This is a genomic window from Nocardiopsis alba DSM 43377 (assembly GCF_000341225.1).
In the GTDB taxonomy this organism is placed as follows: Bacteria; Actinomycetota; Actinomycetes; order Streptosporangiales; family Streptosporangiaceae; genus Nocardiopsis; species Nocardiopsis alba.
On sequence record NZ_ANAC01000014.1, the window covers coordinates 79,222 to 102,012 of the forward strand.

17 protein-coding genes, 1 pseudogene and 1 riboswitch are annotated in these 22,791 nt (G+C 70.7%); of the genes and pseudogenes, 9 read left to right on the top strand and 9 right to left on the bottom strand.

Going from position 1 to position 22,791, the window contains the following annotated elements; genetic code table 11:
• Positions 1–2: 2 nt before the first annotated feature.
• The 5 genes and pseudogenes from D451_RS0116280 (at position 3) to D451_RS0116300 (ending at position 5,109) form a co-directional block, all read left to right on the top strand.
• Positions 3–815 (top strand): IclR family transcriptional regulator, encoded by an 813-nt coding sequence (locus D451_RS0116280; RefSeq protein WP_017535210.1) that lies wholly within the window; start codon positions 3–5, stop codon positions 813–815.
• A gap of 340 nt (positions 816–1,155) precedes the next feature.
• Complete coding sequence (locus D451_RS0116285) at positions 1,156–2,538, top strand: glycoside hydrolase family 6 protein (RefSeq protein ID WP_017535211.1); 1,383 nt, start codon at positions 1,156–1,158, stop codon at positions 2,536–2,538.
• A 79-nt stretch (positions 2,539–2,617) separates the two neighbouring features.
• On the top strand, positions 2,618–3,619 hold the full coding sequence (locus D451_RS0116290) for a glycoside hydrolase family 5 protein (RefSeq protein ID WP_017535212.1): 1,002 nt from the start codon (positions 2,618–2,620) through the stop codon (positions 3,617–3,619).
• Between the two features lie 85 nt (positions 3,620–3,704).
• Positions 3,705–4,364, top strand: a pseudogene (locus D451_RS26595) (lytic polysaccharide monooxygenase auxiliary activity family 9 protein); the annotation flags it as partial.
• Between the two features lie 76 nt (positions 4,365–4,440).
• Positions 4,441–5,109: a maleylpyruvate isomerase family mycothiol-dependent enzyme gene (locus D451_RS0116300; protein WP_026125121.1), complete on the top strand. Its 669-nt coding sequence runs from the start codon at positions 4,441–4,443 to the stop codon at positions 5,107–5,109.
• Between the two features lie 55 nt (positions 5,110–5,164).
• Here the strand turns inward: D451_RS0116300 and D451_RS0116305 are convergent, their stop codons facing one another.
• From D451_RS0116305 to D451_RS0116320, 4 genes are all read right to left on the bottom strand, one after another.
• A complete protein-coding gene (locus D451_RS0116305) occupies positions 5,165–6,226 on the bottom strand; it encodes a FecCD family ABC transporter permease (RefSeq protein ID WP_014910299.1) in 1,062 nt (353 codons plus the stop codon).
• Positions 6,223–7,320, bottom strand: a complete 1,098-nt coding sequence (locus tag D451_RS0116310; protein ID WP_017535215.1) for a FecCD family ABC transporter permease — start codon at positions 7,318–7,320, stop codon at positions 6,223–6,225. Before D451_RS0116310 ends, D451_RS0116305 begins: the two co-directional genes overlap by 4 nt.
• 6 nt (positions 7,321–7,326) lie before the next feature.
• The gene (locus D451_RS0116315) at positions 7,327–8,373 is read right to left on the bottom strand and encodes an ABC transporter substrate-binding protein (protein ID WP_017535216.1); all 1,047 of its coding nucleotides are present in this window, start codon (positions 8,371–8,373) and stop codon (positions 7,327–7,329) included.
• Between the two features lie 25 nt (positions 8,374–8,398).
• A riboswitch (cobalamin riboswitch) is annotated at positions 8,399–8,579 on the bottom strand.
• Between the two features lie 98 nt (positions 8,580–8,677).
• The gene (locus D451_RS0116320) at positions 8,678–9,271 is read right to left on the bottom strand and encodes a flavin reductase family protein (protein WP_017535217.1); all 594 of its coding nucleotides are present in this window, start codon (positions 9,269–9,271) and stop codon (positions 8,678–8,680) included.
• A gap of 50 nt (positions 9,272–9,321) precedes the next feature.
• On the opposite strand from D451_RS0116320, the gene D451_RS0116325 reads away from it, so the two are divergent.
• Positions 9,322–10,284, top strand: coding sequence for a threonine ammonia-lyase (locus tag D451_RS0116325; protein ID WP_017535218.1), 963 nt, complete (start codon positions 9,322–9,324; stop codon positions 10,282–10,284).
• Positions 10,285–10,296: 12 nt separating this feature from the next.
• On the opposite strand, the gene D451_RS0116330 is transcribed toward D451_RS0116325, so the two are convergent.
• Both D451_RS0116330 and D451_RS0116335 read right to left on the bottom strand, forming a co-directional pair.
• Positions 10,297–10,770, bottom strand: coding sequence for a hypothetical protein (locus D451_RS0116330; RefSeq protein ID WP_017535219.1), 474 nt, complete (start codon positions 10,768–10,770; stop codon positions 10,297–10,299).
• Positions 10,771–10,953: 183 nt separating this feature from the next.
• Positions 10,954–11,775 (bottom strand): sigma-70 family RNA polymerase sigma factor, encoded by an 822-nt coding sequence (locus tag D451_RS0116335; RefSeq protein WP_014910019.1) that lies wholly within the window; start codon positions 11,773–11,775, stop codon positions 10,954–10,956.
• Positions 11,776–12,141: 366 nt separating this feature from the next.
• On the opposite strand from D451_RS0116335, the gene D451_RS0116340 reads away from it, so the two are divergent.
• The 3 genes from D451_RS0116340 (at position 12,142) to D451_RS0116350 (ending at position 17,400) form a co-directional block, all read left to right on the top strand.
• Positions 12,142–14,232, top strand: a complete 2,091-nt coding sequence (locus D451_RS0116340) for a catalase (RefSeq protein ID WP_014911710.1) — start codon at positions 12,142–12,144, stop codon at positions 14,230–14,232.
• 135 nt (positions 14,233–14,367) lie between these two features.
• Entirely contained in the window at positions 14,368–15,552 is a 1,185-nt protein-coding gene (locus tag D451_RS0116345) for an alcohol dehydrogenase catalytic domain-containing protein (protein WP_017535221.1), read from the top strand.
• A 39-nt stretch (positions 15,553–15,591) separates the two neighbouring features.
• Positions 15,592–17,400: a thiamine pyrophosphate-requiring protein gene (locus D451_RS0116350; protein WP_017535222.1), complete on the top strand. Its 1,809-nt coding sequence runs from the start codon at positions 15,592–15,594 to the stop codon at positions 17,398–17,400.
• A gap of 54 nt (positions 17,401–17,454) precedes the next feature.
• Here D451_RS0116350 and nrfD read toward each other — a convergent pair whose 3' ends face one another.
• From nrfD to fdh, 3 genes are read right to left on the bottom strand one after another with little or no spacing between them, the layout of a single operon-like run.
• A complete protein-coding gene (gene nrfD / locus D451_RS0116355) occupies positions 17,455–18,522 on the bottom strand; it encodes an NrfD/PsrC family molybdoenzyme membrane anchor subunit (protein ID WP_017535223.1) in 1,068 nt (355 codons plus the stop codon).
• Positions 18,519–19,403 carry a 4Fe-4S dicluster domain-containing protein gene (locus tag D451_RS0116360; protein ID WP_014913288.1) on the bottom strand — a complete coding sequence of 295 codons (885 nt, stop codon included), beginning with the start codon at positions 19,401–19,403 and terminating at the stop codon, positions 18,519–18,521. The genes nrfD and D451_RS0116360 overlap by 4 nt, the downstream gene beginning before the upstream one ends.
• A gap of 3 nt (positions 19,404–19,406) precedes the next feature.
• The gene (gene fdh / locus D451_RS0116365; protein WP_026125122.1) at positions 19,407–22,655 is read right to left on the bottom strand and encodes a formate dehydrogenase; all 3,249 of its coding nucleotides are present in this window, start codon (positions 22,653–22,655) and stop codon (positions 19,407–19,409) included.
• Positions 22,656–22,791: the final 136 nt, after the last annotated feature.

Consider the following 22,791-nt stretch of genomic DNA (forward strand, 5'->3'; position numbering starts at 1 on the left):
CGGTGCCCGAACCCCGACGCAACTCCTCGGCGTCGCTGCGCCGGGCGCTGGCCGTGGTGGAGCGGGTCCGCTCCGCGCCGCCCGAACGCGGCGGTGTCGGTCTGACCGAGCTGGCGGAGGAACTGGGGGTGCACAAGAGTACCGTTCTGCGTCTTTCGGTGCCGCTGGTGGAGTACGGCCTGCTCACCCGTGATCCGCGCACCGGGCGGTTCCGGGTGGGGACGGCGGCCCTGTTGTTGTGGCAGTCCTACCTGGACCATCTGGATCTGCGTTCGGTGGCCTCGGAGCATCTGCGGGGGCTGATGCGCGCGACCGGCCACACCTGCCATCTGGTGCTGCTGGACGGTCACGACGTCGTCTACATCGACAAGGTGGAGAACACCGCCACCGTGCGCATGTCCTCGCGGATCGGGGCCCGGATGCCCGCCTACCGTACGGCGGTGGGGAGGGCGATCCTCGCGTTCGGTCCGGAGGACCTGGTGGCCGATGTGGTGGCGGCCGGTCTGCCGGCCGTCACCTCCAGGACGGTGACCGACCCCCGGGTCCTCGCCGAGGAGCTGCGGCGGGTGCGGGAGCGGGGCTACGCCATCGACGACCGGGAGAACGAGCCCGAGGTACGGTGCGTGGCCGCCCCGATCTTCGACCACAACCGTGACCCCGTGGCGGCGATCAGCGTCTCCTCCCTGGCCGGCAGGTTGCCGGTGGCCAGGGTGCGCCGTCTCGGGCCGGAGGTCGCGGCCGTGGCGGCGCGGGTGTCGGCCGAGTTGGGCGGGCGGGCACCGGGTCCCACGGACGGAGGACGCGGGGCCCGGTAGGCCGTCCGGCGCGGCGATCGTACCCGGTCACGTGACGGGGGCAGGGGCCTCCCCGGGCCGGGCGGAGACTTCGTGGAGTTTTCCTCTCATCACCCGTTGCAGCGGGATTTCAATGGTGTTAACTTTCTGGGAAGCGAATATGGGAGCGCTCCCGAATACGGGGCGCCCTCCGGTTCGCAGACCGGACCGCACCTCGACCGACCGGTGCACGACGGACCGGCGAGAGTCCCCACCCCGCCGAGTCCGCACACCGCGTCGCCCCTTCCGGTCCCTCGAGGACCCGTGCGACGCCCTTCGCAAGCTCACCCTCCTTGGCACCCCCCTACGCGAGGAAACGAAGATGAGCAGAACCAACGCACACCCGACCCGGCCGCGGCGCGCGCTCGCCGTGGCCTCCGCCCTCCTGCTGGGCGTGACCACCGCACTCACCGCCTCCGCCCCGGCGACCGCCGCCGACGAGCGGGTGGACAACCCGTACGTGGGCGCCGACGTCTACGTGAACCCGATCTGGTCCGCCAACGCCGCGGCCGAACCCGGTGGCGAGGCCGTCGCGGACCAGCCCACCGGCGTCTGGCTGGACCGGATCAGCGCCATCGAGGGCAACGACAGCCCCACCACCGGTGACATGGGTCTGCGCGACCACCTCGACGAGGCGGTCGCCCAGGCCGCCGGAGAGCCGCTGGTCTTCCAGCTGGTCGTCTACAACCTGCCGGGGCGCGACTGCGCCGCTCTGGCCTCCAACGGCGAGCTCGGCCCCGAGGAGATCGACCGCTACGAGTCGGAGTACATCGACCCGATCGCGGACATCCTGAGCGACTACGAGGACACCTCCCTGCGGATCGTCACCACGATCGAGCTCGACTCGCTGCCCAATCTGATTACCAATGTGTCCCCCCGCAACACCGCCACCCCCGAGTGCGACGTCATGCTGGCCAACGGCAACTACGTCAACGGCGTCGGCTACGCGCTGTCCCGGCTCGGTGCGATCGACAACGTCTACAACTACGTGGACGCCGGTCACCACGGCTGGATCGGCTGGGAGGACAACTTCGCCGCCTCCGCGGCGCTGTTCCACGAGGCCGCCAACGCCAACGGGGCCACCCCCGACGACGTGCACGGTTTCATCTCCAACACCGCCAACTACTCGGCCCTGAAGGAGGAGCACTTCGCGATCGGCGAGACCATCAACGGAACGCCGGTGCGCCAGTCCTCCTGGGTGGACTGGAACAACTACGTCGACGAGCTCTCCTTCGCCCAGGCCCTGCGCGTCGAGCTGGTCTCCCAGGGGTTCGACCCGGGGATCGGAATGCTCATCGACACCTCCCGCAACGGTTGGGGCGGCCCCGACAGGCCCGTCTCGGCCGGACCGACCACCGATGTCGACGCCTACGTCGACGGTGGCCGCTTCGACCGCCGCATCCAGTACGGGAACTGGTGCAACCAGGCCGGCGCCGGACTCGGCGAGCGGCCGACCACCGCACCCGAACCGGGGATCGACGCCTACGTGTGGATGAAGCCCCCGGGCGAGTCCGACGGCTCCAGCGCCGAGATCCCCAACGACGAGGGCAAGGGGTTCGACCGTATGTGCGACCCCACCTATGAGGGGAACCCCCGCAACAACCACAACATGAGCGGCGCCCTGCCCGACGCGCCCGTCTCCGGCCACTGGTTCTCCGCACAGTTCCAGGAGCTGCTGGCCAACGCGCACCCGCCCGTCCAGTAGGAGGCCCTCCCGGATCGGGCGCCCGCCGTCCCCCGGCGGCGGGCGCCCGGCAGGGCCGCCCCTTCCGAAGGGAGCCCTCGTGAAGCAACGCCCGATACCCGCCCTCGCCATGGCCCTCGCACTCGTGGCCGCTCCGTTCGCACACGCGGTCCCCGCCCACGCCGACAGCGGGTTCCGGGTCGACGACGGGCGCCTCGTCGACGCGGCGGGGAACGATTTCGTCATCCGCGGGGTCAGCCACCCGCACACCTGGTTCCCCCACGAGACCGGGGCCCTGGCCGACATCGGTTCGCTGGGAGCCAACACCGTCCGAGTGGTCCTCAGCAGCGGCGACCGCTGGCAGGAGAACGGCGCCGAAGAGGTCGCCGCGATCGTCGCCGACTGCAAGGAGAACCTGCTCATCTGCATGTTGGAGGTGCACGACACCACCGGCTATGGGGAGGATCCCGAGGCCGCGACGCTGGAGCAGGCCGTCGACCACTGGCTGCGGATCCAGGACGCGATCGAGGGAGAGGAGGAGCACGTCCTGGTCAACATCGCCAACGAGCCCTTCGGCAACGACGAGGCGACCAACGCCTCCTGGGCCTCCGAGACCTCGGAGGCGATCCGGCGCCTGCGCGCGGCCGGTTTCGACCACACCCTGGTCGTCGACGCCCCGAACTGGGGCCAGGACTGGACGCACACCATGCGCGACGGTGCCCAGGAGGTCTTCGACTCCGACCCCCACTCCAACACCGTGTTCTCCATCCATATGTACGGCGTCTACGAACAGGAGTCGGTGATCGTCGACTACCTGGAGTCCTTCACCGACCGCGGTCTGCCCCTCGTCATCGGTGAGTTCGGGTTCGACCACAGTGACGGCGATCCGGACGAGGACGCCATCATGCGCCACGCCGAACGGCTCGGTCTCGGGTACATCGGTTGGTCCTGGAGCGGGAACGGCGCCGAGGTCGCCTACCTGGACATGGTCGAGAACTTCGACGTCGACTCCCCGACCCCCTGGGGCGACCGGATCATCCACGGGCCCGACGGCATCGTGGAGACCTCGGTGCGGGCCCCCGTGTACGGCGCGGAGCGGTGACCCGGATCACGCGCGCGTACGTAAGAACCCCGGCCGCGTACCGTGCGCAGCCGGGCACCCCCCACGAACACAGGAGGAGAGACCTGTGCGATCACGCCAGACCCTTACCGCCACCATGGCGCTCGGAGGCCTGGTCGTCGGCTACGCCGTCGTCGCCGCGCCCAGCCCCGCCGAGGCCCACGGGGCCTTCACCTACCCCGCCTCCCGGACCTACGCCTGCTATGAGGACGCCATCGCCGGCGGGTCCGGGGGCGCCCTCCAGCCCATCAACGACGCCTGCGCCGACGCCCTCGACGAGGGCGGCGAGTACGCCTTCTGGAACTGGTTCGGCAACCTGATCGGCGACTCCGACGGACGGCACCGGGAGTTCGTGGCCGACGGAGAGCTGTGCGGTCCCACCGAACAGTTCTCGGCCTTCAACGCGGCCCGTACCGACTGGCCCTCCACCCCGTTGCGGCCGAACACGACGGTGGAGTTCCACCACAACGCGTGGGCGCCCCACCCGGGGACCTTCTACACCTACGTCACGGTGGACGACTGGGACCCGAGCGCCCCGTTGAACTGGGACGACCTGGAGCTGATCGACGAGGTCGTCGACCCCCCGCTGCGCAGCGGGGGAGTGGCGGGCGCCGAGTACTACTGGGACGTGGACCTCCCCGACCGGGAGGGACGCCACGTCGTCTACTCGGTCTGGGAACGCTCCGACAGCCCCGAGGCCTTCTACAACTGCTCCGACGTCGTCTTCGAGTGACGACCGGGGAGGCCGATCCGAGCCACGGGGCGGCCTCCCCTCCCCTAACGCTGTTAGGTAAATTGATGTGATGGACACCCTTCGCATCTATCGGAACGGGCAGGAGCGCCTCGCCGCCCTGGCCGCAACCCTCGACGAGAGCGCGCGGACCACCATCGTCCCGGCCTGCCCGGCCTGGGACGTGCGTCAGACCTACGCCCACATGGCGGGGCTCTGCGTCGAGGTGGTCCAGGGGCTCGTGACCCCTCCGACCCGGGACGAGGAGACCGCCCGTCAGGTCGCCGATCGAGCGGGCATGAGTCTCGACGAGATCGCCGCCGAGTGGACCGAGAACACCCCGGCCCTGCTCGAACTGGTCGGTTCTCAGAGCCGGAGGCGCTACGCCCTGCCGGCCCTGGACGTGTGGCACCACGAGAACGACATCCGGGGCGCCCTGGGGATGGGGCCCCGGACCGAGGACGCCGATCAGCTCGCCGACTTCGTCCTGGGCGGCCTCGCCCTGGCCTGGTCGTCCGACCTGCCCTCGGTGCGGGTCCGGGCCACCGACACGGACCGCACGTGGTCGTTGGGGGAGGGCGCCGATCTCACCCTGGAGGCGACCGCCTACGAACTGGCCCGCGCGGTGACCGGCCGACGGTCGCTCGCCCAGATCGGGGCGATGGACTGGAGCGGCGACCCCTCCGCCGTGGTGGGCCGGCTGCCCTCCCTGCCCGCCCCCGAGAGCGACCTGGAGGTCTGACCGGTACCCGGGGACGACGTGCCGGAGAGGGGCCCGTGCCCCTCTCCGGCGACGTTCACCCGCCCCGCCCGGCCCGGTTCCGCCGGGTCAGCAGGTACAGCAGGTAGGGCGCGCCCAGGATCCCGGTGATCACCCCCACGGGCAGTTCGGCCCCGCCGAAGGCGGTCCGCGCGATCAGGTCCGAGCAGGCCACCAGCACGGCCCCGCAGACCATGGTGGGGAAGAGCCCCGCCGGACCCGCGCCGAGCAGGCGACGGACGATCTGCGGCGCCACCAGGGCGACGAACGAGACCGGACCGGCCACGGACGCGGCCATCGCCGCGAGCGCGGCGGAGGTGAACACCAGGGCGGCGCGGGCGACCTGGACACGGGAGCCCAACGCGGTCGCCATGTCGTCGCCGAGCTGGAGCAGGGCCAGCGACCGCGACAGCATGAAGGCGATGGGGGCCAGTAGAGCCAGGGCCGCCCAGATCGTGATCGCGTGCGGCCATTCCCGGTTGGCCAGACTGCCGGTGATCCAGACCATGGCGCGCTGGGCCGAGGAGAGCTCGGTCCTGGTCAACAGGTACGACGTCACCGAGCCCGCCATCGCCGAGAGCGCGATCCCCACCAGGATCATCCGGTTTCCGACGACCCCGCGCCGGTAGGAGAGCAGGTACAGCAGCGACACGGCGCAGACCGCACCGACCAGGGAGCCGACGGTCACCGTCAGGGTGGTGCCGCCGAAGACCACGATGGCCAGGACCGCCGCGGTCGTGGCCCCGGCGCTGACCCCGATGATGTCCGGGCTGACCAAGGGGTTGCGGGCGAGCCGTTGCAGCAGCGAACCCGAGAGCGCCAACGCCGCTCCCACACCCGTGGCCGTGAGCACCCGGGGCAGGCGCATCTCCACCACCACGTGCGTCACCATCGTCCCGGCCCGGCCGGTGAGCGCCTCGACGACCTCCCCTGCGCCCACGGTGAAGTCTCCGACGGTCAGCGAGAGCACCGTGACCGCCGCGGCGAGGCCGGTCAGGGCCCCGCCGAGCAGGATCGACGGCCAGGACACACGTACCGACAGGGAACCGCGGCGCAGTACCCCCGAGGAGGGGCCGCGCGAGAGGAGTGATCCGTTCACAGGCCCGCCACCCTTCGCCGACGCACCAGAACGATGAAGAAGGGGGCGCCGATGAGCGCGGTGACGATGCCGACCTGGAGCTCCTCCGGGCGGGCCACCACCCGACCGACCATGTCCGCGGTCAGCAGCAGGATCGGCGCCAGCACCGCCGACCAGGGCAGGACCCACCGGTGGTCGGGGCCCACGAGCAGACGCGCGATGTGCGGCACCGCGATCCCCACGAACCCGATCGGTCCGGCCACCGCCGTCGCCGTCCCGGCGAGGAGCACCACGGCCAGGGCGCTCACCGCGCGCACCGCCCACACCCGGGTGCCCAGGGAACGGGCCAGGTCGTCGCCGAGCGCCACCGCGTTCAGGGCGCGGGTCGAACCGAAGGCCAGGAGCATCCCCAGGAGCAGGAACGGAGCGGCCTGCCCCAGGACGGCGCCCATGCCCTCCGAACCGGAGAGCGAGCCCACCACCCAGAAGCGGTACTCCTCCAGGCTCGCCCGGTCGCTCAGCACCAGGGCCGAGGTGACCGAGCCCAGGAGCGCCGAGAGCGCCGCCCCGGCGAGGGTCAGCTTGATCGGGTCGGCCCCGCCGGAGCCCAGGGAACCCACCAGGTGGACCATGACGGCGGCCAGGGCGGCGCCGCCGAAGGCGAAGAGGACGTACACCGGCAGGGCGGAGATCCCGAGCACCCCGATGGCGACGACCGTGGCCAGGGAGGCGCCCGAGTTGATGCCGAGGATGCCCGGGTCGCCCAGAGGGTTGCGGGTGATCCCCTGGACCAGCACCCCGGACACGCCCAGGGCGGCGCCCACGGCCACCCCGGCGAGGGCGCGCGGCACCCGGAGATGCAGCACGACCAGGTCGGTGTCGCTGCCGGTGAAGTTCCAGTAGGCGGAGTACACCTCGGTCGGCGACAGGTACCGGTAACCGACCAGCACCGACGCCAGCAGGGTCACGGCGAGCGCCCCCACGGCCACCACCAGCCCGACGGCCCGGGCCCGGGGTCTCCGGAGCAGGCCGGGGCTGCCGGGGTCGCTCCGAGGGCCCCGGACCGGGAGGACCCGGGTGGGGGAGGGGGACGCGTCGGCCGTACGTTCGGCCACCGGGCCCTACCCGAACAGGTCGGGGTGGATGATCTCCGCGATCGTCGCCACGGCGGGCGCGCTGCGCACCCCGGCGGAACGGTCGGCGAAGGTGAACTCCCACACCTGGTCCTCGGTGACCGCGGTCAGGTTGGCCAGGGCCGGGTTGTCCATGATCCGCTCGATGTCGGGGGCGGAGTCGGCGGCGGTCATCTCGGCGTCGCAGCACACGTCGATCAGGATGTGGTCCGGATCGCGTTCGATGACGTCCTCGACGGAGACCTGGTGGTTACGGCGTCCGTCGAGGTCGGCGAAGGCGTTGACCCCTCCCGCCAGGTCGATGAGCTCGGTGGAGAAGTCGGGGCCGCCCGCCACGTGGAACCCCTGGTCGCCGGGGCGGCCGATCATCACCGTGGGGCGCTCGTCCTCGTCGACCCGACCCTCCAGGGTCTCGGTGACCCCGTCGACGGTGGCCCGCATCTCCGCGATGACCTCGTCGGCGCGCTCGCTCACGTCGAACAGCGTCCCCAGGTCCCGCAGGTCGGCGTAGACGTTGTCCATGGTCACGTCGGCCGGGTCGATGCTCTCGTCGCTGCGCCCGTCCTCGCTGGGACACAGGGGCGAGAAGATCCAGCTCTCCACGCCCAGTTCGCGCAGGGAGGCCCGGGTGCCCAGACTCTCGTCGGTGAACACGTCGGTGAAGCCGGACAGCACGAAGTCGGGCCTGGCGTCGAGCAGCTCCTCACGGCTGGGCAGGTTCGGATAGTACTTCTGCTCGGCCTGGGCCTCGACGTAGTCGTCCAGGACCACGGCGTCCAGGAAGGCCGTGCCCACCAGACGGTCGCCGATACCGAGCGCGTGCGCCATCTCGATGGCGGGTTGGTAGGCGGCGAAGACCCGCTCCGGCGGAGCGTCGGCGGGGACGTCGACGTCGCAGTTGCGGAGGGTCTCCCCGGCGGCCTCCTCGGCGTCGGGGGAGATCGCCCCGCCGCAGGCGGTGAGGGCGGCCACCAGAACGAGGGCGAGACCGGAACGGACACGGCGGCGGAGAGCCCGCGCGTCACTGGGCTTCATCGAACAAACCATCCTTCGTGGTTTGATGACGCGGACGGTCGCAGCCGGTCTCCTGGCTCCCGGAGTCGGACTCTCGTCCAGCGCTCTCCGCCCTTCCCGGGCCGTGTTCGGCCCAGTGGCGTATGGGAGGCGCCCTCCGGTCACAGTGGCGAGGACCGCGCCGGAATCTCACCGGCTTCCCGTGCACTACGACGTCGACGACATGAACTTGTGTCGATATTCAGCGAACACCGTAGTACATGCCGTTCGCCCCACTCCCTCCGGATCCGTCGCGAAGGAGGGGGCGTTCGATGTCCTCGGTCCCTCAGGGCGTGTAGGGGATGCGGTCGATCCGACGCACCTCGCCCAGGGTGGACCATTCGTTGCGTCCCAATCGGGCCAGCGGCCGGAGCAGTTCGACGTCGGGATGGTCGCCGTCGAGGTACCCCTTGTCCACGGCGGCCCGCACGATACGGCCGAACACCACGGTGGAGTCGCCCAGGGTCAGGGTCGAGTGCAGCGCGCACTCCAGGGCCACGGGGGAGGAGGCCACCCGGGGAGGCCGGACCTCGACGCTCGGTTCGCGGGCGATGTCCAGCGCGTCGAACTCGCTCACGTCCGCCGGGTAACGGGTGCCGGTGGCGTTCACCCGGTCCTGGAGGGGTTCGGGGGCGAGGTTGACCACGAACTCGCGGGTCGCCTCGACGTTGGTCAGAGAGTCCTTGCGGCCCACCGAGGTGAACTGCACGATCGGCGGTTCGATACAGGAGATCGTGAAGAAGGAGTGCGGAGCCAGGTTGTCCACACCCTCCTCGGAGGTGGTGGAGACCCACGCGATCGGGCGCGGGACCACCACGGACGTCAGCAGTTTGTAGAATTCCCGGCCGGGGAGGTCGGCGGGTGTCCATTCGGTACGCATCGGGTCCGATTATCCCGTGTGCCGAGGGCCGCCATGGGCATACTCGCCGGATGGAACCGGTCACAGCACAGGATGTACACGACGCCGCCACCAGGATCCAAGGGCACGTGGTGCGCACCCCCCTGACGGTCGGCCCCGACACCGACCGCCCCTTCCTGGTCAAACCCGAGAGTCTGCAACCGACCGGGGCGTTCAAACTGCGCGGCGCCACCAACGCGTTGGCCCTGCTCGACGGGGATCGACGTGAACGCGGGGTCGTCACCCACTCTTCGGGCAATCATGGGCTGGCGCTCACCCTGGCGGCGGTACGCGAGGGGGTGGCCTGCACCGTGGTGGTCCCGGAGGGGGCGCCCGAGACCAAGGTGTACCGGATCCGTGCCCTGGGCGCCCGCGTGGTCGTGGTGCCTCCGGCGGAGCGGGAATCGGCGGTGGAGGACCTGGTCGCGAAGGAGGGGGCGACCTTCGTCTCGCCCTTCGACGACCGTCGGGTGATCGCCGGGCAGGGGACCGTGGGATTGGAGATCCTGGAACAGTCCCCCGACGTCACCACGATCGTGGTCCCGGTCGGCGGTGGCGGGCTGGCCTCGGGGGTCGTCACGGCCGCGTGGACGGTACATCCGCGCCGGGTCCGTGTCGTGGGGGTGGAACCGGAGCTGGCCGCCGACGCGGCCGAGAGCCTGCGGGAGGGGCGCCGGATCCCCTGGGAGCCCGAACGCACCTACCGGACCATGGCCGACGGCGTGCGCGTGTGCCTGTCCGACCTGACCTTCGCCCATCTGCGGGACCGGCTGGACGCGATCGTCACCGTGACCGAGGAGGAGATCGCCGAGGGGGTGCGGGCCCTGGCGCACGGATCCCGGCTGGTGGCCGAACCCAGCGGCGCGCTGTCGACGGCCGCCCTGCTGTCGGGGAAGGTCGAGACGATACCGGGACGGCCCGAGGCGACGGTCGCGGTGCTCTCCGGCGGCAACATCGACCCGGACCTGTTCGTCCGCCTGGTGGAACCGGACTGACCCGGAGCCCGGTCAACGGTCGTGCCGGTGGGGGCGGGTCCCCCCACCGGTCTCCCCGTCCTCGGCTGACGGATCCGAGATGTCCGCCTCCGGGGTCCGACCGATGACGACGCCGAAGAACACGTGGTCGATCAACAGGGCCAGGCGTTCGCGGGGCCGGGCCCGACGGGCGTGTTCCAAGCCCAGCGCCGGGGCCAGGGCCACCTCGAAGAGCCCCCAGGAGAGCACCCCGTAGATCGGGCCCGCCGCCCGCGAGTGGCGGATCCGTCGCGGCACGAGACCGAACGCCGCCCCCGCGGCGGCGCCGTAACACCAGTGCGCGAGTTCGATGAAGGCCGTCCGTCGGTGTTCGGGCACCGCTGCGAGCACGGCGGGCACGCCCTCTCTGAGCATGGCCTCGGGCGGCGTCCGTTCGATCGCGCCGACGCCGACGGCGAACTGTCGCATCCCGCTCATGGCCATGGCGGCCACCGCGCCTCTGGCCATACCCCTGGCCCATGGCCTCGGCCGTGTCCGCCTCGTCGTCTCCCGCATCGTCCTCTCCCGTCGTCGGTGGTACCTCCGCTTCTCCTCCCCTGACCGATGTGGAGCTCGTTCACACTCGTGTGGAGCGGCGGGTGGCCTCGAAGGGGCGGTCCCCTCGGGACGGTCTGTGCTCGGAGGACGGACTCAGCGGCCCACGCCCAGCCTCGCGCGAAGTGTGCGCAGGGCGCCCGCGAGCAGGCGGGAGACCTGCATCTGGGAGCAGCCGATCTCCTCGGCGATCTGCGCCTGGGTCCACTCGTCGAAGTACCGACGTTTGAGGATCAGCCGCTCCCGGTGGGGCAGGCTCCGCAGCGCCGGACGGACGGCGGCGCGGTCCACGACCAGGTCGAGTTCGGGATCCTCCACCCCGAGGTACCGATCGAACGCGGTGGTCGGCCCCTCCTCCCTGGGGTCGGAGGCGTTCAACGAGACGGTGTTGTAGGCCTCCGACACCAGCCTGGCCTCTTCCAACTCCCGCTCGGTCAGCCCCATCTCGCGGGCGACCTCGGTGAGGGTGGGGGTACGGGACAGACGCTGCTCCATCTCGCGACGGACCCGGTTCATCTCGGTCCGCCGGGTGCGGGGGTCCCTGGGGGTGTGCACCGCCCAGGTGTGGTCTCGGAAGTGGCGTTTGATCTCCCCGATCACGGTCGGCGTGAGATAGCGGACGAATTCCCGGCCGCGTTCGGGCGAGTAGCCGCGGATCGCCTTGGCCAGCCCGACGTGGGCGGTCTGTCGCAGGTCCTCCACCCGCTCGCCGCGCCCCCGGTAACGGTGGGCGATGCGATTCAGGAGCGGCAGGTAGTGCCGTGTGATGCGCTCGCGCAGCCGTCCGACCAGAGGGTCCTCCGGCTCCAGCGACTTCAGTAGTGAGATCAGGTCCTCGGTGGAGGTGTCCTCCGGAGGCTCGCGACGGGGACCGGGCACCCGCCCGACGGGGGTGGTGGTCGCGGGGGAAGTCGGCATGGTGAACCTCCTGTCCATGGGACGCGGTCACGTCGGAGCGCCGCGAACACGGGCGTTCTTCGATGTGGAGAGGTCCGAGGCCGGGTGGGCCCGGACGAAAGGTGGCCCCCGGACGGGGCGGGAACGGCGGGCGTCGAGCGGTTCCGCGCCCGCGGGTATCCCCCTGGGGATGCCCGGGGCAGCACGCTGGGAAAACACGGGAACACGACCTTGACCCCGCTCTGTCAGGTATTGGCGCCCCATGGGGGAGAAGTGGACGGAGGGCGAGGAGTCGCCGCCCGGGACGTTTGCGGATCGCTCTCTCCGGTCAGGGCGGACCATGAGGCCCCCATCGTCCCGAGCATCGTCCGACAGGAGGGTTCGACCATGGCAGACGCCGAACGTGACGCCAAGGACCGGCAGCTCGACGCGGAGCGCACGGAGTCGCGAGGACCGCTGACCACCGAGACCGGGGTCAGGGTCGAGGACACCGACAACTCCCTGAGCGTCGGTGAGCGCGGACCGACGCTGCTGGAGGACTTCCACGCCCGGGAGAAGATCACCCACTTCGACCACGAACGCATCCCCGAGAGGGTGGTCCACGCAAGGGGAGCGGGCGCCTACGGACACTTCACGCCCTACGAGGACCTGTCCGACCTCACCGCCGCGCACTTCCTGAGCGGCCCCGACGTCACCACCCCGGTCTTCGTCCGCTTCTCCACGGTGGCCGGTTCACGCGGCTCGGCCGACACGGTGCGCGACGTACGCGGTTTCGCGGTCAAGTTCTACACCGAACAGGGCAACTACGACCTGGTCGGCAACAACATGCCGGTCTTCTTCATCCAGGACGGGATCAAGTTCCCCGACTTCGTGCACGCGGTCAAACCCGAACCGCACAACGAGATCCCCCAGGCGCAATCGGCTCACGACACCCTGTGGGACTTCGTGGGGCTGCAACCGGAGACCACCCACATGATCATGTGGCTGATGTCGGACCGGGCGATCCCGCGCAGCTACCGCACCATGCAGGGCTTCGGCGTGCACACCTTCCGATTCGTCGACGAGCGGGGGCGGGGCACCTTCGTCAAGTTCCACTGGAGGCCGATCCTGGGGACCCACTCTCTGGTGTGGGACGAGGCCCAGCGCATCCAGGGCAAGGACCCCGACTACAACCGCCGCGACCTGTGGGAGGCCATCGAACGCGGCCAGTACCCCGAATGGGAACTGGGGGTGCAGCTGGTGCCCGAGGAGAACGAGCACGACTTCTCGTTCGACCTGCTGGACGCCACGAAGATCATCCCCGAGGAGCAGGTGCCCGTACGGCCCATCGGTCGGATGGTCCTGAACCGCAACCCGGACAACTTCTTCGCCGAGACCGAGCAGATCGCCTTCCACACCGCCAACGTGGTCCCGGGGATCGACTTCACCAACGATCCCCTGCTCCAGGCCCGCAACTTCTCCTACCTGGACACGCAGCTGCTGCGGCTGGGCGGCTCCAACTTCCAGCAGATCCCCGTCAATCGACCGGTAGCCCGGGTCGACAACAATCAGCGTGACGGCTTCGCCCAGCACCGCGTGCACCGGGGCGGGACCTCCTACTACCCGAACTCGCTGGGCGGCGGCTGCCCGGCCCTGGCCGACGAGAACGTGTACCGCCACTACACGGAGAAGGTCGAGGGGAACAAGATCCGCCGCCGGGCGGAGAGCTTCAAGGACCACTACTCCCAGGCCCGGCTGTTCCTCAACAGCCTCGCCGACTGGGAGAGGGAGCACCTGGTGGCGGCCTTCCGCTTCGAACTGGGCAAGTGCGAGGAGCTCTCGATCCGGCAGCGGGTGGTGGCCAACCTGGTGGAGGTGGACCACGGGCTCGCCGTCGCCGTCGCCGAGGGGATCGGGGTGGAACCGCCCGAGGATCCAGGGACGCGAGGGCACGAGAACTCCTCGCCCGCGCTCAGCCAGGCGAACACGGCCTTCGGCGACCTGACCGGCCGCCAGGTGGCGGTGCTCTTGAGCGATGGGGTGGACGGCGACGCCGTCGAGGCGATCAGGGACGCCCTCGTGGCGAAGGGCGCGGTGGTCGAACTCCTCGCGCGCGCCGACGGATCCGTGCGGACCCGGGACGGAGGAGACCTGGCGCTGGACCGTTCCTACACGACCGTCTCCTCGGTCCTGTACGACGCGGTGGCGATCCCCGGCGGCGCGGACTCGGTCGACGCCCTGGAGGAGGACGGGGAGGCCCGGCACTTCGTGCTGGAGGCCTATAAGCACAACAAGACGATCGCGGCCCTCGGCCAGGGGACGGCGCTGCTCACGGGCACGGGGGTGTCCGGTCAGCTGGCCACCCCGCCGTTGGAGACGGTGACCCACGAAGGGGTGGTGCGCTCGCCCGCGGTGGACACGGAGTTCATCGAGGAGTTCGCGCGACTCATCGGGCTGCACCGTCACTGGGAGCGGCCCACGGGCGCCGTCTCGGCCTGACACGTCACGGCGACGGTCTCACGCGAGGGGGCCGTCGCCCACGGACCATCGAGGAAGAGGGAGAGAGGGCCCCGCCCGGTTCGGGGGCCGGGCGGGGCGCCCCTCGTTCAGGGACCTTCGAGACCAGGGGGAAGCATGCGCGCGGTGGTGTGGAACGGTACACGCGACGTCAGGACCGAGACGGTCCCCGACCCTCGGATCGAACGGCTCGACGACGCCGTCATCCGGGTCACCTCCTCCGGGCTGTGCGGCTCCGACCTGCACCTGTACGAGGTGCTCGGGCCGTTCATGAACGCCGGGGACGTCCTCGGACACGAGCCCATGGGCGTGGTCGAGGAGGTGGGGCCCGACGCCACGGGCCTGGCGCCCGGACAGCGGGTCGTCGTCCCCTTCCAGATCTCCTGCGGCCACTGTCCGATGTGCGAGACCGGGTTCCAGACCCAGTGCGACAACACGCGGGTGGAGAGCCAGGGCATGGGGGCGAGCATCTACGGCTACAGCGCCCTCTACGGCTCGGTGCCCGGGGCGCAGGCGGAGTACCTGCGGGTGCCGCGGGCGAAGGACAACGTGATCCCGGTCCCCTCCCAAGGGCCGGACGACCGCTATGTGTACCTGTCGGACGTACTTCCCACAGCCTGGCAGGGGGTCGAGTACGCGGACATCCCCGAAGGGGGCACCGTGGCGGTCCTGGGGTTGGGGCCGATCGGGGAGATGGCGTGCCGGGTGGCGCTGCACCGTGGAGCTGATCGCGTCTTCGGGGTCGATCCGGTCCCGGAACGACGTGCGCGCGCGGCGGCGCGCGGCGTCGAGGTGTTCGATCTGCCGAGCGATACCGACGAGCTCGTCGAGCAGATCCGGGAGCGCACCGACGGCCGGGGTCCGGACTCGGTCATCGACGCCGTCGGTATGGAGGCTCAGGGGCACGGAACGGCGCGGCTGGCCCAGCGCGCGGTCTCCTGGATGCCCAAGGGAGCGGCGGCCAAGCTGATGGAGACGGCGGGGGTGGACCGTCTGGCGGCCTTCCAGATCGCCATCGACCTGGTCCGTCGGGGCGGGACCATCTCCCTGTCCGGCGTCTACGGGGGCATGACCGATCCGCTCCCCATGCTCACGCTCTTCGACAAACAGATCCGGCTACGGATGGGGCAGGCCAACGTCCGCCACTGGGCTCCGGACATCCTTCCGCTACTGGACGAACAGGACGTGCTGGGGGTGGAGGACTTCGCCACCCACCACCTGTCCCTGGAGGAGGCTCCGGAGGCCTACCGGAACTTCCAGGAGAAGCGGGACGGAACCTTCAAGGTGCTCTTCCGGCCCTGAGCGACCGGGCGGGAGGAGCCGATACGGAAGGAACGGAACATGACGCGGAACGTCGCCGACCATCTACTGCGCCGACTGTCCCAATGGGGCGTCACCGAGATCTTCGGCTACCCCGGGGACAGCGTCAACGGGCTGGTCGCTCAACTGGCCGAGATCGAGGACGGGCCGAGGTTCGTCCAGAGCAGGCACGAGGAGATGGCCGCCTTCGAAGCGGTCGGCAGGGCCGTGTTCGGCGACCGGCCCGGGGTGTGCATGGCCACCGGAGGTCCGGGCGCGGTCCATCTGCTCAACGGCCTCTACGATGCCAAGCTCGACCACGTGCCGGTGGTGGCGATCATCGGCCAGGCCTCCCGGAGCGCCGTCGGCGGCGCCTACCAGCAGGAGATCGACCTGCACAGTCTCTTCAAGGACGTCTCGTCGGCGTTCCTGGAGACGGTCAACGTGCCGCAGCAGCTGCCCAACGTGCTGGACCGAGCCATGCGCGCGGCCCTGTCCGAACGGGCGCCGGCCACCGTGATCATCCCCGCCGACGTGCAGGAACTCGATTACGAGCCGCCCGAGCACGCCTTCAAGCACGTGCCCTCCAGCGCCCCGGACCGGGTGGTCGGCCCCGGAAGCGTGCTGCCGCCCGAGAGCGAGCTCGACCGCGCGGCCGAGGTGATCGACGCGGGGGAGCGGGTGGCGATCCTGGTGGGGCAGGGGGCCCGAGGCGCGGCCCCCGAGGTGCTGGCCCTGGCGGACGCCACCGGGGCCGGTATCGCCAAGGCGCTCCTGGGCAAGGACGTGCTCCCCGACACCCTGTCCCAGGTGACCGGCGCGGTCGGCCTGTTGGGGACCCGGCCCTCGTGGGAGCTCATGCGCGACTGCGACACGCTCCTCATCGTGGGCTCCAACATGCCCTACACCCAGTTCCTGCCTCCGTTCGGGCGTCGCGCGGTGGAGATCGACATCGATCCGCGTCTCATCGGCATGCGCTATCCGACCGAGGTCAACCTGGTGGGAGACGCCAAGAGCACGTTGCGCGCGCTCCTGGAACGGCTGGACCCGCCCGACGACCGGCACGGCCGTCGGGAGCGGTGGCGTTCCACGATCGAACGGAACGTGCGGCGATGGAGATCGGTCCTGGACGCCCAGGCGGAGGTCTCGGCCGCCCCCGTCAACCCGATGCTCGCCGTCCGCGAGCTCTCACGGCGGTTGCCCGAGGACGCCGTGGTCACCGCGGACTCGGGTTCGGTCACCAACTGGTACGCCCGCTTCCTGGACATGGGGGAGGACAACCGGGGGTCGCTCTCGGGCACCCTGGCCACGATGGGGTGCGCGGTGCCGTACGCGATCGGAGCCAAGTTCGCGGCGCCCACCCGCCCGGTGATCGCGCTCGTGGGCGACGGCGCGATGCAGATGAACGGGCTCATGGAACTGTTGACCGCCCGCCGCTACCAGGAGCTGTGGGACGATCCGAGGCTGGTGGTGTGCGTGCTGCACAACAACGACCTCAACCAGGTCACCTGGGAGTTGCGCGCGATGGGCGGCTCTCCCAAGACGCCCTACTCGCAGGACCTGCCCGACATGTCGTACGCGGCCTTCGCCGAGTCCGTGGGGCTGGTGGGGATCACGGTGGAACGGCCCGACGAGGTCGGTCCCGCCTGGGACCGGGCGCTGGAGGCGCAGGGGCCGGTGGTCATCGACGTGCACTGTGACGGGAACGTGCCGCCGATCCCGCCCCAGGCCGAGTGGGAACAGGTCTCCGACACCGTGAAGGCGCTCCTGTCGGGAGACCCCGAGGCCAGGGGCGTGGCCGCCCGCGGGCTGGCCACCAAGCTCCAGGAGTTCCTTCCCCACGGTCGTTAGGGGATCGAACGGACACCGCCCCCGCGCCCTTCTCGAAGGACGCGGGGGCGGACCTCATCCGGAGGTGCCCGCTCCGACCGGTTCGCGGGCCTCCTCGGCCGCGCGCTCCTCCAACCGGCGCCGCTGCGGGACCACGGTGTACTTGGGATCGGCCGCCGACTGCACCCCCGCCTGGAAGATCCCCGCTCTGGTCAGGGCTGATCCCGCCACCAGCGCGGCACCGCTCAGGGCCGACACCGCGCGGCTCCGACGCCCCAGGACCGCGCCGACCGCCCCCGCCAGGGAGAGCGCCTTGGCGGCCCGGGTCAGCGCCCCGGCGCGGCCGCGCTCGTAGGGTTCGCCGGCCAAGCCCATACGGCGCTCCATGAACGTGGACGTCGCGACCTCGCCCAAGGCGCCGCAGACCGCGGCCCGACGGGCGGGGCCGCTCTGTTCGATCGGGGCGGCCACCAGCCCCATACCGCCGGCGGCGGCCGCCGCCGAGGAGGCGAACACGAAGGGCATCTGCCGATACCCCTCGTGCCAGGCGGGCACCGCGGTGTCGCAGATGAGCGGCGCCGTGTAGGTGGCCACCAGAGGGCCGGTCAGACCGGCGCCGATCGTGGCGGCCCGCCCCAGCCGGGGGAACCACCCGGTGGCCTCGGTCACCGCCGCGGCTCCGGCCAGGGGGCCGTAGCACATAAGGATCCACGTGCCCATGCTCATCGGCGAGGTCGGTTTGAACACCCGCAGCATGTTGAGGAACCGTTCGGGACGTCCCAGGTCGTGGATGAGCGCCGCAGTCGACCCGGAGATCGCGGCCAGCGCGGTGTACTTGAGCGGACGCGCCAGGGCCGGACGACCCGTGAGCTGCGCCCCCGCCGCCAGCACGGACGAGGCCCCGGCCAGACCGCCCAGGAACAGGTAGCCGCCGATGTCGCGGGCCTCCCACACGATCTGGTTGAGCACCGGACGGCCGTGATAGGAGCGGAACTCCGCGTCGGGTACGCGGGTCTCCTCGCCCCGACGCCGTCGCCCCCGACGGCCGCCGCGCCGTCCTTCGGGGAGCGCGTCGACGGATCCGGTGATCGCCTCGTGTCCCGCCTCGCCCGCGCCCTCGCCGGTACGGTCCGGATTGCTCATGAACGCCTCCCCGCGAACGCGACGGCCGCGCCCGCCAACAGCACCGCCGCGGCCGCGCCGGCGTGCCGCCACATCGACGGCAGGTCCCTCGTGGTCACCACCGGGTCCGGCGGCAGACCGTACACCTCGGGCTCGTCCAGGAGCAGGAAGAACGCCCCCGCGCCGCCCACGCCGTCCTCGGGATCCTCCCCGTACAGCCGGGCCGAGGACACTCCCGCCTCGTGGAGGTCCTCCACACGGCGCTTCGCCCGCTCGCGCAACTCGTCCACGTCGCCGAACTGGATGGAGTCGGTGGGGCAGGCCTTGGCACAGGCCGGTTCGAGGCCGTCGCCGATCCGGTCGTAGCACAGGGTGCACTTCCAGGCCCGCCCGTCGACCTCGCGGCGGTCGATCACCCCGTAGGGGCAGGCCGGAACGCAGTAGCCGCACCCGTTGCAGATGTCGTCCTGCACCACCACGGTGTCGAACTCGGTCCGAAAGAGCGCGCCGGTGGGGCATACGTCCAGACAGGCGGCGTGCGTGCAGTGCTTGCACACGTCCGAGGACATCAACCAGCGGAAGTCGCCCTGCCCGCCGCCCTCGCCCGCCCCCGGCGGCTCGAAGGCCGGCATGCCCAGGTCCACCGGGCCGGCCGTGCCCTCGGGTCGCCCCACCCCGGAGTCCTGATGCCCCAACGGGGCGCGCTGCTCGATGAAGGCCACGTGACGCCAGGTGTCGGCGCTCAGGCGCCCACTGTTGTCGAAGGAGGAGGCCAGGAAGTCGAGCCCGTCCTCGGGCACGGAGTTCCACTCCTTGCAGGCCACCTCGCAGGCCTTGCAGCCGATGCACACGCTGGTGTCGGTGAAGAACCCCTTGCGCGGCGGCCGTTCGTCCGTCGTCATCGCTCAGCCCTCCGTTCCGGTCCGCTCGGTGACCCCGGCCCTGCGCCGGTACTCCTCGACCAGAGCGACCCGATCCGGGCCCCTCGGCCGTCGTCCGGGCCGGATGTCGGCGGTCAGTGCCTTGACCTCCTGGATGTGCACGTTCGGGTCCAGCGCGATGGACATCAGCTCGTTGGCGGCGTCACCGGTCGAGTAGCCGTTGGGCCCCCAGTGGTAGGGCATGCCGATCTGGTGCACGGTCCTGCCCTGGATGCGCAGCGGCCGCATGCGGTCGGTGACCAGGACCCGGGCCTCGATGGCGTTGCGCGCCGTGACGATGGTGGCCCACCCTCCGTGCTCCAGCTCCCGCTCCTCGGCCAGCTCCGGGCCGACCTCGCAGAAGAACTCCGGCTGGAGTTCGGCCAGGTACGGGGTCCAACGGCTCATACCGCCCGCGGTGAAGTGCTCGGTCAACCGGTAGGTGGTCACCACGTACGGGTACACCAGCGCCCCGGGCGTGTTCGGCGCAGGGTGGTAGCGGTTGAGCTCGTGCGGGTAGAGCAGTCTGGTGGGGTTGCTCCTGCGCCCGTACAGCGGGTTGTCGAACGGTGTGTCCTGCGGCTCGTAGTGCGTGGGCATCGGACCGTCGTTGAGCCCGGCCGGGGCGAACAGCCACCCCTTGCCGTCGGCCTGCATGATGAACGGGTCCACCCCACTGAGCGCCTCCACGCCCCGGGCCTCCTCGGAGGGCCGGTGGCCGGGTGCCTTGTCCGGTTCGAAGTCGGCCACGTCGTAGCCGGTCCAGCGTCCGCTGTCCTCGTCCCACCAGATCAGCGCCTTGCGGTCGCTCCAGGGTCGTCCCTCGGGATCGGCGGAGGCCCGGTTGTACAGGATCCGGCGGTTGTCCGGCCAGGACCAGGCCCACTCGGCGGCGATCCAGTCCTGTTCGTTCCCGGGTCTCTTGCGCGCGGCCTGGTTGACCCCGTCCCGGAAGACCCCGCAGTAGATCCAGCAGCCGCAGCTCGTGGAGCCGTCGTCCTTCAACCGGGTGTAGCCGCTCAGCGGGCGCCCGTCGGCGTCGTGGCCGTTGATCTCGCGCAGGATCGCCTCGGCGCTGGGCTCGTCGCCCTCCTCCAAGGGATAGTCCCAGGTCAGATCGAGGACCGGCCGGTCCTTGGGGTCCTCGGAGTCGGCCAGCCGGCCACGGATCAGCAGCCCCAGGTGGTACATGAACCACAGGTCACTGCGCCGGTCCCCGGAGGGGAGCACCGCGCGGTCGTGCCACTGGAGCGTGCGGTTGGTGTTGGTGAAGGTGCCGGACTTCTCGGTGTGCGCGGCGGCCGGAAAGAAGAACACCTCCGTTCCGATGTCCTCGGTGCGCATCTCCCCGGACTCGATCTCCGGTCCGTCCTTCCACCAGGTGGCGCTCTCGATGAGGGAGAAGTCGCGTACCACCAGCCAGTCCAGGTTCGCCATCCCGAAGCGCTGGGCCCGACTGTTGGCCGAACCCACGGCGGGGTTCTCCCCCATGAGGAAGTACCCCTTGCAGGCGCCCTCGATCTGCGCCATGACGGTGTCGTAGGTGCTGTGGGAGCCGGTCAGCCGGGGCAGGTGGCCGAAACAGAAGTCGTTCTCGGCGGTGGCGTGCTCGCCCCACCAGGCCTTGAGCAGACTGACGGTGTAGGACTTCATGCCCGCCCAGAAACCCTTGTGCGGGTAGCCGGCCGCGCTGATGTAGTCGTCGAGGGTCTCCTCCTCGTAGGCGTGCGGCATGGGCAGATAGCCGGGCAACAGGTCGAACAGGGTCGGCACGTCGCTGGAACCCTGGATGCTGGCATGGCCGCGCAGGGCCTGGATCCCGCCTCCGGGCCTGCCGATGTTGCCCAGAAGCAGTTGGAGGATGGAGGCGGTGCGGATGTACTGGGAGCCGACGGTGTGCTGGGTCCAGCCCACCGCGTAGCAGAAGGCGCTGGTGCGGTCGGGGCCGGAGTTCTCCGTGAGGTGCTCGCACACCCGCAGGAACACGTCCCGGGGGATGCCGCACACCTCCTCCACCATCTCCGGGGTGTAGCGGGAGTAGTGGCGTTTGAGGATCTGGAAGACGCAGCGCGGGTCGGTGAGGGTACGGTCCTGGCGGGCCCCCTCGTGCAGGACGGCCCCGCCGGATCCGTGCTGTTCGGGCCGGCCCGCGTGGCCGACGGCGGGTTCGTCCCCCTCCCAGACGTGATGGGAGCGGTCGCCGGCCGCGGCCGCCACCCGCACGTTCTCGTACCCCCAGGAGGAGACGTCGTAGGAGCGGTCCTTCTCGGAGAATCCGGAGAAGACCCCGTCCAGGTCCTCGGTGTCCCGGAAGTCCTCCTCGATGATGGTCGCCGCGTTGGTGTACTCCAGCACGTAGTCGTGGAAGTACTTCTCCTCGGTGAGGACGTGGTTGATGATCGCGCCGAGGAAGGCGATGTCGGTACCGGCCCGAATGGGCACGTGCAGGTCGGCCAGGGCGCTGGTACGGCTGAAGCGCGGGTCGACGTGGATGACCACCGCCCCGCGCGCCTTGGCCTCCATCACCCACTGGAACCCCACCGGGTGCGCCTCGGCGAAGTTGGAGCCCTCGATCACGATGCAGTCGGAGTTCTGGAGATCCTGGAGGAACATGGTCGCCCCGCCCCGACCGAAGGAGGTCCCCAGGCCCGCCACCGTGGAGCTGTGGCACACCCGCGCCTGGTTCTCCACCTGGACCACGCCCAGGGCGGTGAGGAGCTTCTTGATGAGGTAGTTCTCCTCGTTGTCGAGGGTCGCGCCGCCCAGGGAGGCCAGGCCGAGGGTGCGGGCCACACGCCGACCGGCGTACTCCTCCTCCCAGGTCTCCTCGCGGGTGCGCAGGACCCGGTCGGCCACCATGTCCATGGCGGTCTCCAGGTCCAGTTCCTCCCAGTCGGTGCCGTGGGGCGGGCGGTACAGGACCCGGTCCCGGCGGGCCGGGCCCGTGGTCAGCTGGAGGCTCGCCGACCCCTTAGGGCACAGCCGACCCCGACTGATGGGGGAGTCGGGGTCCCCCTCGATCTGGATCACCTTCTCGTCGCGGACGTAGACGTTCTGCCCGCAGCCCACCGCGCAGTAGGGACAGACCGACTTCACCACCCGGTCGGCGTCCGCGATACGAGGGCGTTTTCGTTCGGTCTCCTCCGACCTGACGGCCGCCCCCCGGCCCGTTCTGTCCTCACCGGTGGCCTGACGCAACACCGGCCACGAAGCGAGCCACGTCCACACACTCATGGAACACCCCCCGGACCCGCGCGGGCCCTCGATGTGTTCGCACCCCGATCGGATCAGGGCACGGATCTCCACCGTGCGTCAGAAAGGGGAGCTTTGCACGGGAAAACGCCGAGCGGCGGTCGGCCGATCCTCGTGG